The sequence below is a fragment of the Verminephrobacter aporrectodeae subsp. tuberculatae At4 genome (assembly GCF_000193225.1).
GTDB lineage: Bacteria > Pseudomonadota > Gammaproteobacteria > Burkholderiales > Burkholderiaceae_C > Acidovorax > Acidovorax aporrectodeae.
In genome coordinates this window covers 1-9,836 of sequence record NZ_AFAL01000014.1, presented here as the reverse complement: position 1 = coordinate 9,836, position 9,836 = coordinate 1, and the positions used below count along the sequence as shown (strand labels likewise).

The window sequence follows — 9,836 nt, the reverse complement described above, 5'->3', positions numbered from 1 at the left end:
GGCGCAAACGCTCAAGGGCCTGGGTGGCGCGGCCGGCCCGGCGGACAGGGGGTGGGTCGGCATGCTTTTGCTGGCATCCGGCGCACTGCTGAGCAGCGCCCCGCCGGTGTGGGGCCTTCCATTGCCGGCCTACGCGGCGATCGCGCTGCTGCTGCTCGGCGGCATTGCGCTGCTGCCCTGGGGCATGGCCTGGCTGTTGCAGCGCCTGCGGCCGCTCGCGCTCGGCCATGTCCTGCCCTTGCTGGCGTTGGCGCGTGCCCGGCATGCGCGCGGCAGCGCCGCGATTGCCGTGGGCGGCGTGGTCGCGAGCCTGAGCCTGGCGGTGGCGCTGACGGTGATGGTCTCGAGCTTTCGCGGCTCGCTCGCGCAGTGGCTCGACGCCGTGCTGCCAGGGCCCCTGTACCTGCGCTCGGCGCTGAACGCCGCCGGCGGCGACGCCGCCCTGCTGCCCGCGGGCCTTGCCGAGGCCGTGGCGCAGTTGCCCGGCCTGGCGCGCGTGCAGGCGCAGCGCGCGAGCCCGCTGCAGTTGGACCCCGCGCTCCCGGCGCTGATGCTGCTCAGCCGTCCGCTGGGCGCCAACCCGCAGCAGAACCTGCCCCTGGTGGGCGCGGCGCTGCCCGTCCCCGCGGGGCGCACGGGCGTCTACGTCAGCGAGGCGGTGGTGGACCTGTACGGTCTGCGCCCGGGAATGGACTGGCCTGCGCTTTCCCGGGCTTTCGGCGCGGTGGACGGGCGGGCGGAGATTTTTTTCATCGCCGGCGTGTGGCGCGACTACGTTCACCAGTCGGGCGCGGTGCTGCTCGAGCGCGCCGTCTGGCTGCGGCTCACCGGCGACGCGCGCACCAGCGACCTGGCGCTGTGGCCGCGCGAGGGGGTGGACGTGGCGGCGCTGCAGGCGTCCATTCGCGCGCTCGCGGCAGCGGGCCATGGCCCCGGCGCTGGCGACCAGGCGCTGGTGGAATTCATGTTCTCCGGCGCGATCCGCGAACGCTCGCTGCGCATCTTTGACCGCAGCTTCGCCGTCACCTACTGGCTGCAAGCGGTGGCCATCGGCATCGGGCTCTTCGGCGTCGCCGCGAGCTTTGGTGCGCAGGTGCTGGCGCGGCGCAGGGAGTTCGGCCTGCTCGCGCACCTGGGACTGACGCGGCGCCAGATCCTGGCCGTGGTCGCCGCCGAGGGCGCCGTCTGGAGCGGCGTAGGCGCTGCCGCCGGGCTGCTGCTGGGATTGGCGGTCGCGGTGGTGCTGGTGCACGTGGTCAACCCCCAGAGTTTCCACTGGACCATGGACCTCGACCTGCCGGGCTGGCGCCTGCTCGCGCTGTGCCTGGCGCTGATCCTTTCGGGAACGGCGGCGGCCTGGATCGCCGGGCGCGCCGCAGCGGGACGCGACGCGGTGCTGGCCGTGAAGGAGGACTGGTGAACGCCGCCCCGGTACGCTGGCCGCAGGATCGGGCGCAATGAGCACGCGCCGCGCCTGGCTTGCTGCGCCGCTCGCCGTCCCGCTGGGTCTGTGGGGCCTGGGCGCCGCGCACGCACTGCCCGTGCGCACGCTGGTCTTTCCGCGCGACCATGGCAGCCATCCCGAATTGCGCACCGAGTGGTGGTACATCACCGGCCACGCGCAGGCGGCGGGCCAGCTCTGGGGATTTCAGGTCACGTTCTTCCGCTCGCGCGTGGACGCCGCGCAGAGCCTGCAATCCGCGTTCGCGGCCAAGCAGCTGCTGTTTGCCCATGCGGCGCTCAGCGACGTGCCGGGCCAGCGCCTGCTGCACGCGCAGCGCATCGCGCGCGCGGGCTTTGGCGTGGCGCAGGCGAACGTGTCCGACACGCGCATCCGGCTGCATGACTGGACACTGGAGCGAAGCGACGTTCCACAGCCCGGGCGCAGCGACGTTCCACAGTCCGGCCCCCGGTCCCCGGCCAGCCGCTACGCGGCGCGCATCATGGACGGCCAGTTCGGCCTGGATCTGCGCTTCGACAGCACCCAGCCCCTGCTGCTCCAGGGCCGGCAGGGCCTGTCGCGCAAGGGGCCGGACGTGCAGCACGCGAGCTACTACTACAGCCAGCCCCAGCTGAGCGTGGACGGCAGCCTGTGGGTCCAGGGCCGGCGCCTGGCCGTCGTCCCCGCAACGGGTCGCGCCTGGCTGGACCACGAGTGGAGCGAGACGCTGCTGCCCCCGGACGCCGTGGGCTGGGACTGGGTCGGCATGAACCTCGACGACGGCAGCGCGCTCACGGCGTTCCGGCTGCGCCGTGCGGACGGGTCCAGCCTGTGGTCCGGTGGCTCCTTGCGCGCCCCGCAGCAGGCGGTGCAGGTGTTCGACGCGGGCAGCGTGGAATTCGCGCCGCAGCGCTTCTGGAACAGCCCGCAGAGCGGCGCGCGCTACCCGGTGCAGTGGCGGCTGCAAACGCCCGTGGGGAGCTTTCAGGTGCGCGCACGGTTCGACAACCAGGAACTCGGCGGCAGCGGATCGGGCACGACGATCTACTGGGAGGGTCTCTCGGACCTGCTGAATGGCGCGGGGCGGTCCGTGGGCCGGGGCTATCTGGAGATGACCGGGTACGCCGCTGCGCTGCGCCTGTGATTCAGGCGCTGCGCGGACCCCGCGCGCGGCGCCGGAGCGTCCAGGCAATGATCTCGCCCATGACCCCCCGGCGGAACGCGAGCACGCAGACCACGAAGATCAGGCCCGTGACCATGGTCACCGATTCGCCCAGCGTCCCGAACCATGGCACGCCGGTCAGCGTGGCGAGCAGCTGGCCGAATTCGCCGATCTTGTTTTCCAGCAGCACCACCACGGCGGAGCCGACGAGCGGGCCCGACAGGGTGCCCAGGCCGCCGACCAGCGTCATCAGGATGACCTGGCCCGAGGCCGTCCAGTGCACGTCGGAGAGCGTGGCAAAGCCGAGCACCAGCGTCTTGAGCGCGCCCGCCAGGCCCGCGAGCGCGGCCGACAGCACAAAGGCCAGCAGCTTGAAGTGCTGCGTGTCGTAGCCCAGCGAGATGGCGCGTGGCTCGTTCTCCTTGATTCCCTTGAGCACTTGGCCAAACGGCGAGTGGATGGTGCGCACGATGAGCAGGAAGGCGAGCACCACGATCGCCAGCGTCAGGTAGTACATGCGCAGGTCGTTTTGCAGGTCGATCAGGCCAAACAGCCTGCCGCGCGCAACGCCCTGCAGGCCGTCCTCGCCCCCCGTGAAGGGCGCCTGCAGGCAGGCAAAGAACAGCATTTGCGCGAGCGCCAGGGTGATCATCGAGAAGTAGATCCCCTGGCGGCGGATCGCCAGCCAGCCAAACAGCAGCCCGAGCAGGGCGCCGCCCGCCATGCCGAGCAGCAGGCCCAACTCGGGTGTCAGTCCCCAGACCTTGAGCGCGTGCCCGGACAGGTAGGCGCCGCCGCCCAGAAACGCCGCGTGGCCAAAGGACAGCAGACCGGTGTAGCCGAGCAGCAGGTTGAACGCCGAGGCAAACAGCGCAAAGCACATGAGCTTCATCACGAAGATCGGGTACGCGCCCAGGAAGGGCGCGGCGAGCAGCCCCATCAGCAGCAGGCCGTAGCCGATGGCGGCAAGGTTCCTGAAAGGCATGCGCGGGGCCTCTTACTTTTCTTTGCCGAACAGGCCGGCGGGGCGGATCAGCAGAACGAGCACCATGATGACGAACACCACGGTGGACGAGGCCTCGGGGTAGAACACCTTGGTCAGGCCCTCGACGACGCCCAGCCCGAGACCGGTGAGGATGGAGCCCATGATCGATCCCATGCCGCCGATCACCACCACCGCGAAGACCACGATGATGAGGCTCTGGCCCATGAGCGGGGTGACCGGGTAGACCGGCGCCGCAAGCACGCCGGCGAACGCGGCCAGCGCGGCGCCAAAGGCGTAGGTCAGCGTCACCATCACCGGGACGTTCACGCCAAAAGCCTCGACCAGGCGCGGGTTCTCCGTTCCCGCGCGCAGGTACGCGCCGAGCTTGGTCTTCTCGATCACGTACCAGGTGCCCAGGCACACGAGCAGCGAGGCCAGCACCACCCAGGCGCGGTAGTTGGGCAGGAGCATGAAGCCGAGGTTGGTCGCGCCCTCGAGCAGTTCGGGCGGGTCGTAGCCCAGGCCCGAGACGCCGTAGACCGAGCGGAACACCCCCTCGATGAGCAGCGTCAGGCCCAGCGTGAGCAGCAGACCGTACAGATGGTCGAGCCGGTAGATCCAGCGCAGCAGCAGGCGCTCGATCAGCACCCCGAACAGGCCCACGAGCAGCGGCGCGAGCAGCAGCATCCACCAGTAGCCGATGCCCAGATAGCTCAGCGCCATCCAGGTCAGCAGGGCGCCCATCATGAACAGCGCGCCATGCGCGAAGTTGATGACGTTCAGCAGGCCGAAGATCACCGCCAACCCGAGGCTGAGAATGGCATAGAACGAGCCGTTGACCAGCCCCAGAAGCAACTGGCTCAGCAGGCCCGGCAGCGAGACGGCAAAGATTTCCATGGGCGCTGGGAGGGCAGGGGGAGGGAATCAGAGCCCTCGGCCTACTTCCAGAGCGCGCATTTGCTCTCCGCCCGGGTGGTGAAAACGGATTCACCCGGCAGCTTTTTGAGCAGCTTGTAGTAGTCCCAGGGCTTGGCCGATTCCGAAGGTTTTTTCACCTCCATCAGATACATGTCGTGCACGTAGCGGCCGTCGGCGCGCAGCTGGCCCGTGCCGAAGAAGTCGTTCATCTTCATGCTGCGCCATGCGGCCATGACCTTGTCCGCGTCCACGGTTTTGGCGGCATCCACGGCCCGCAGGTAGTTCATGGTCGCGGAGTAGTCGGCGGCCTGGACGGAGGTCGGCATGCGCCGGGCCTTCTCGAAGAAGCGCGCGGAGAACTTGCGCGTTTCATCGTTCAGGTCCCAGTACCAGCTGGTGGTGAACTGCAGGCCCTCGGTGTTGCGCAGGCCCAGGCTGTGCACGTCGCTGATGAAGATCAGCAGGCCGGCGAGCTTCATGCTTTTGCCGATGCCAAATTCCTTCGCCGCCTTGATGGCGTTCACGGTGTCTCCCCCGGCGTTCGCCAGACCGAGAATCTGCGCCTTGGAGTTTTGCGCCTGCAGCAGGAAGGACGAAAAATCCGACGCGTTGAGCGGATGGCGCACCGCGCCGACCACGCTGCCGCCCTTGGCTTTGATGACCGTGCTGGTGTCGGCTTCCAGGGCATGGCCGAAGGCGTAGTCGGCCGTCAGAAAGTACCAGCTCTTGCCGCCCGCATCGACGATCGCCGAACCCGTTCCCTTGGCCAGCGCCACGGTGTCGTAGGCGTAGTGCACGGTGTAGGGCGTGCACTGCTCATTCGTCAGCGCCGAGGTGGCGGCGCCGTTGTTGATGTACACGCGCTTCTTTTCCGCCGCCACCTTGGCGGACGCCAGGGCCGTGCCGGAGTTGGTTCCACCGAACAGCATGGTCAGGCCCTGGGTGTCGATCCACTCGCGCGCCTTGGACGCGGCGATGTCGGCCTTGTTCTGGTGGTCGGCAGCGATCAGCTCGATGGGCATTCCCAGCACCTTGCCGCCAAAGTCGTCGATCGCCATCTGTATCGCGAGCGCACCGTTCTTGCCTTCCAGGTCGGCGTACAGGCCGGACATGTCGGTGATGAAGCCGATCCGGACCTTTTCCTGCGCCTGCGCCTGTGTGAGGGCCGCAATTCCCAGCAGCACCGCGGTCAGCGCCCTGCGTTGGTTCTTCATGAAATCTCTCCTGTGGGTCTGGTGAAAGGAATGGGGGAGGGCGTGCGCGCGGGCGTCAAACGCCCAGCAGCTCGGTGAGCACGGGCATCTTCTCTTCGAGCGCGCAGGCGGCGAAATTCTCCACGATGCGGCCGTGCTCCATCACGTAGAAGCGGTCGGCCAGCGGCGCGGCAAAGCGGAAGTTCTGCTCGACCATGACCACCGTGTAGCCCTTGGCGCGCAGCACGGTAATCATGCGCGCCAGGGCCTGGACGATGACCGGCGCGAGGCCCTCGGAGATCTCGTCGAGCAGCAGCAGCCCGGCGCCCGTGCGCAGAATGCGCGCCACGGCGAGCATCTGCTGCTCGCCGCCCGAGAGGCGCGTTCCCTGGCTGCTGCGGCGCTGCGCGAGGTGCGGGAACATGGCGTAGATCTCCGGCAGCGGCATTCCCGGGCGGCCCGTCCTGAGCACCGGGGGCAGGAGCAGGTTCTCCTCGCACGACAGGCTGGAAAAGATGCCGCGCTCCTCCGGGCAGTAGCCCACGCCCAGATGCGCGATGCGGTGCGTGGGCATGGCCACCGTCTCCACGCCACCGATCCGGATCGCGCCCCGGCGCGCGCCAGTCAGCCCCATGATCGCGCGCAGCGTGGTGCTGCGGCCCGCGCCGTTGCGACCCAGCAGCGTGACCACCTCACCGGGCTGCACGGTGATGTCCACGCCGTGCAGCACGTGCGACTCGCCGTACCAGGCATGCAGGCCGTGGATTTCGAGCGCGGGGGGCGCTGCGGCAGTGGCGGCCACGTCAATCATCCCGTGTGCTGCGCGCCACTTGCGATGCAGGAAGCGGGTGGGTCCGCGAGCGAGGCGGCAGGGACGGGGGCAGGGGCATCTCAATGCGCTCCCTGCAGCTGGCCATCGGTCGTTCCCATATAGGCCTGCATGACCTGCGGGTCGCTGGACACCTCGGCGTAAGTCCCCTCGGCGAGCACGGCGCCACGTTGCAGCACGGTGATGCGGTCGGCGATGCGCGCGATCACCTGCATGTTGTGCTCGACCATCAAAATGGTGCGCCCCGCGGACACCTTCCGGATGAGTTGCGTGACGCGGTCCACGTCCTCATGGCCCATGCCCTGCGTGGGCTCGTCGAGCAGCATCAGCGCGGGTTCCATGGCCAGCGTGGTGGCGATCTCGAGCGCGCGCTTGCGGCCATACGGCAGGTTCACGGTCGGTTCATCGGCCAGTTCCTCCAGCCCCACCTCGGCCAACAACTGCATCGCGCGCGCGTCCAGCTGGCGCAGGCTGCGCTCGCTGCGCCAGAAGTGAAAAGACGTGCCGAGCCTGCGCTGCAGGCCCAGGCGCACGTTCTCCAACAGGCTCAGGTGCGGGAAGACAGCGGAAATCTGGAACGAGCGGATTACGCCGCGGCGCGCGATCTGCGCCGGCCGCTCGTGCGTGATGTCCTGCCCGTTGAAGCGGATGACCCCCGAACTCGGCTCCAGGAACTTGGTCAGCAGGTTGAAGCAGGTGGTCTTGCCGGCCCCGTTGGGGCCGATCAGCGCATGGATCGTGCCCCGGCGGACCGCCAGGTTCACACCGCTCACGGCGGTGAAGCCCTTGAACTCCTTGGTCAGGTCGAAGGTTTCAAGAATGACGTCGCTCATTGTGCCGGGGCCGTTTGCGCTGGGTGCCGAAAGCCTTGCGGCCATTGCGTGGGGGATCGATCATGCGGCATCGTATGCTTCACCGACCTGCTACAGATACTGGGGCTAATGCCTATTCATTATTTTTGGGGCCGCGCCGCCCCATTCGCCTTGCGCGCGCCGGAGCCAGGTGAGGAGGCAGCAGCGCCCAATGAAATCCCTGTTCCTGCTACGCATCCGGGTCCAATTTTTCCCGGGAAATAAGCGCCAACCCGGATTTCTTCATGTCCTCGACGACATCCTCCGGCGTTCCATTGATTGCATCGCTCGTTGCGTCGTATTTCATGGTCACATACTGGCCACTGGCATCTTTGAAAATCATCAATTCCGATTGAACCGTCTGCTCTGGCGGTGCATTCCGGGAATGCATCCCGAACAATTCCCAGTGACCATTGCGGCGCAGCATTTTCTGCACGGAGAGCGCGTGGGCATCCTGTGTCCCGGTGAAAATTCTTTGCGCTTCGCTGTCCAACTGCCCGAGCGCCCGGGCGTCCCTGCTGTCGCACAGCAGCAGGCTGTCGCGCCGTGGCACGGCGGCCACGATGGCGTCGCCCAAGCTGGCTTGCATAGGCTCCCAAAAGGAATCGGACAACAGCAGCGTGGCCTCCAGTTCACCGCCCGTGCGTATCGCCACGCAGCCGTGCTGGTCAACATGCTGCGTCGTCGGCGGCATCAGCCGTGCCAGATTTTGCAAAGCCAGCGCAGGCATCTCGGACACGGCAATACCGGCCTGTGCCAACTGGTCCGGTGTGGCCATGATGAATTGTTCCGGCAAGTCGAATGCGTAGATCACCAGCAATTCTCCGCACAGCGGTGTGCTGGCCGGGTGCTGCCGTTCGGGAACGCCGTACGCTTTCAGTTCCTTGAGAAAATCCACATGCTTGATGCGCGGTATCAGTTTCTCGCGCTGCAGCATCCGCGTTAGCGGATCTGTTTCGGCCATCTTTTTGAAGCGATTGAATAGGGCGTTGAGCATGGAATTTCTCGTGCGGATGGATGATGGGATACGTTGCCTGGCGACGTCATCGGAAATGGGGAGAGTCGTGCAAGGCGCGGAAGCCGGGATTATTGAAGCGTTTCCTTGACCGCCGCCGGCAGGGGCAGGGATTCCTTCCTCGCGCAACTGTAGCGCCTCGTCGGGCGTGGCCTGGCCGCGGATCGCGCGTTCCTGCACCTCGCCATGGTGCATGCGCCGGGCTTCCTGCGCGAAGCGCGGCCCCACGTCCTCGGTATTTGCCACGATCTTGCGTGCCAGTTCCAGCCAAGTGGCCTGCAGAGCCGGTGGCAGTACGCCGACGCCGGCATCGCGGGCCGGCGCCAGCGGCGGAGGCGGCGCGGATGCCACCGGCTCCTGTGCCCCGAGGTTCAGCCGCGGCGCGCTCAGGCGCTTTTCAACGTGCCCGTCGGCGCACAGGGGGCATTGCACGAGTCCGCGCTGGTTCTGGCTCTGGAAATCGTCTTCGGACGCGAACCAGCCCTCAAAGACATGGCCCTGCCGGCATTGGAGGTCAAGCACCTTCATGGCGTGCATCGTACAGGCGCGGGCTCAGCCATGGCGGCGCAGCAGGTAGCGGTAGACGAAGCCGGGGAACGCGAAGGTGAGAAACAGCGCCCCGGTGACGGCGTAGAACTCCCAGCCCTGCGGTGCAATCTGCCCGGCGCGGCGCTCCAAAAGGCGCGCCAGACCACCGACCGCAAAGTACAGCAGCACGAGTTCGGCGAGCCGCGCGGCCAGCGGCTTTTCGGGCGTGGCAACGGACCCCACGAGCAACCAGCGCTGGTTGACGAAGGGCAGGTTGGCGGCGATGCAGGCGGCCACGATGATGAGCCAGACGGAACCGGTCAGAGACACAGACATGGAGGGGGGGAGTGCAATCAATGGGGCGGAATACCGAAGCGGTCCAGCGGCAGGTCGATGGCCCAGTCTGCGCTGCCGTCACGGGCGGCGAAGGGGCTCGCGTCCCGACCGTACTGCTGGTCATCGTCTCACGGACCGTGCCTTGGCCATGTTCCCAATCTGCCATCGGCAAACCGGAACTGCTGCACGGGGTGATGGGAAGCCATGGGCCAAGTCATCGTGGATTATGGCTCCTTGCCGTTCGTGCGGATGCGATCAGGCGGCGATTACGGTCCGCGCGGCTCAGCCCATGCTGGCCCGGCGGATCGCGCTTGTGCCAAGCGCTCAATCCTCCACCGCCAGCCCCACCGGCTGCGCCGCCAACTGCGCGCGCTGCAGCCAATCCAGCACCGAATCCACCGTGACCGTCTCGATGCGGTCGGAGAACCGCTTCTCCCCCGGGTGATCGTCGAACGCGATGTTCGCCGAGCCGAGGCGCCCGCCCAGGCGCGTGAGCGCGCCGATCTTGAGCACGCTGGGCGCGTAGCCTTTGAGCTGCAACCAAGCCTGCGCCTGCGCGCGCGTGTGCACCGCGGCGG

10 protein-coding genes and 1 pseudogene are annotated in these 9,836 nt (G+C 67.6%); 2 read left to right on the top strand and 9 right to left on the bottom strand.

What is annotated here, in order from left to right:
- Together VTU_RS0100150 and VTU_RS0100145 are read left to right on the top strand one after the other, a co-directional pair.
- The coding region (locus VTU_RS0100150) for an FtsX-like permease family protein (protein WP_010099661.1) at nt 1-1,420 on the top strand (1,420 nt) is incomplete at its 5' end.
- A 37-nt stretch (nt 1,421-1,457) separates the two neighbouring features.
- Nucleotides 1,458-2,585: a lipocalin-like domain-containing protein gene (locus VTU_RS0100145; RefSeq protein ID WP_010099660.1), complete on the top strand. Its 1,128-nt coding sequence runs from the start codon at nt 1,458-1,460 to the stop codon at nt 2,583-2,585.
- 1 nt (nt 2,586) lies between these two features.
- On the opposite strand, the gene VTU_RS0100140 is transcribed toward VTU_RS0100145, so the two are convergent.
- The 9 genes and pseudogenes from VTU_RS0100140 to VTU_RS25030 form a co-directional block, all read right to left on the bottom strand.
- Nucleotides 2,587-3,588, bottom strand: coding sequence for a branched-chain amino acid ABC transporter permease (locus tag VTU_RS0100140; protein WP_010099659.1), 1,002 nt, complete (start codon nt 3,586-3,588; stop codon nt 2,587-2,589).
- Between the two features lie 12 nt (nt 3,589-3,600).
- Complete coding sequence (locus VTU_RS0100135) at nt 3,601-4,485, bottom strand: branched-chain amino acid ABC transporter permease (RefSeq protein ID WP_010099658.1); 885 nt, start codon at nt 4,483-4,485, stop codon at nt 3,601-3,603.
- A 41-nt stretch (nt 4,486-4,526) separates the two neighbouring features.
- Nucleotides 4,527-5,720 (bottom strand): ABC transporter substrate-binding protein, encoded by a 1,194-nt coding sequence (locus VTU_RS0100130; protein WP_010099657.1) that lies wholly within the window; start codon nt 5,718-5,720, stop codon nt 4,527-4,529.
- 55 nt (nt 5,721-5,775) lie between these two features.
- A complete protein-coding gene (locus VTU_RS0100125; RefSeq protein WP_010099656.1) occupies nt 5,776-6,510 on the bottom strand; it encodes an ABC transporter ATP-binding protein in 735 nt (244 codons plus the stop codon).
- An 80-nt stretch (nt 6,511-6,590) separates the two neighbouring features.
- Nucleotides 6,591-7,361, bottom strand: coding sequence for an ABC transporter ATP-binding protein (locus tag VTU_RS0100120; RefSeq protein ID WP_010099654.1), 771 nt, complete (start codon nt 7,359-7,361; stop codon nt 6,591-6,593).
- A gap of 208 nt (nt 7,362-7,569) precedes the next feature.
- Nucleotides 7,570-8,376, bottom strand: a complete 807-nt coding sequence (locus VTU_RS30505) for a DUF1444 family protein (protein ID WP_029553957.1) — start codon at nt 8,374-8,376, stop codon at nt 7,570-7,572.
- Nucleotides 8,377-8,465: 89 nt separating this feature from the next.
- A pseudogene (locus VTU_RS25035) lies at nt 8,466-8,922 on the bottom strand (DUF1178 family protein).
- 24 nt (nt 8,923-8,946) lie between these two features.
- Nucleotides 8,947-9,252, bottom strand: coding sequence for a DUF2818 family protein (locus tag VTU_RS0100105; protein WP_010099652.1), 306 nt, complete (start codon nt 9,250-9,252; stop codon nt 8,947-8,949).
- A gap of 330 nt (nt 9,253-9,582) precedes the next feature.
- A partial coding sequence (locus VTU_RS25030) for a DUF2145 domain-containing protein (RefSeq protein ID WP_010099651.1) occupies nt 9,583-9,836 on the bottom strand: 254 nt, incomplete at its 5' end.

Excerpts from the sequence above, each read along its gene's own strand:
- VTU_RS0100145 (WP_010099660.1), top strand. The coding sequence starts at position 1,458 with ATGAGCACGCGCCGCGCCTGGCTTGCTGCGCCGCTCGCCGTCCCGCTG.
- VTU_RS0100140 (WP_010099659.1), bottom strand. The coding sequence starts at position 3,588 with ATGCCTTTCAGGAACCTTGCCGCCATCGGCTACGGCCTGCTGCTGATG.
- VTU_RS0100135 (WP_010099658.1), bottom strand. The coding sequence starts at position 4,485 with ATGGAAATCTTTGCCGTCTCGCTGCCGGGCCTGCTGAGCCAGTTGCTT.
- VTU_RS0100130 (WP_010099657.1), bottom strand. The coding sequence starts at position 5,720 with ATGAAGAACCAACGCAGGGCGCTGACCGCGGTGCTGCTGGGAATTGCG.
- VTU_RS0100125 (WP_010099656.1), bottom strand. The coding sequence starts at position 6,510 with ATGATTGACGTGGCCGCCACTGCCGCAGCGCCCCCCGCGCTCGAAATC.
- VTU_RS0100120 (WP_010099654.1), bottom strand. The coding sequence starts at position 7,361 with ATGAGCGACGTCATTCTTGAAACCTTCGACCTGACCAAGGAGTTCAAG.
- VTU_RS30505 (WP_029553957.1), bottom strand. The coding sequence starts at position 8,376 with ATGCTCAACGCCCTATTCAATCGCTTCAAAAAGATGGCCGAAACAGAT.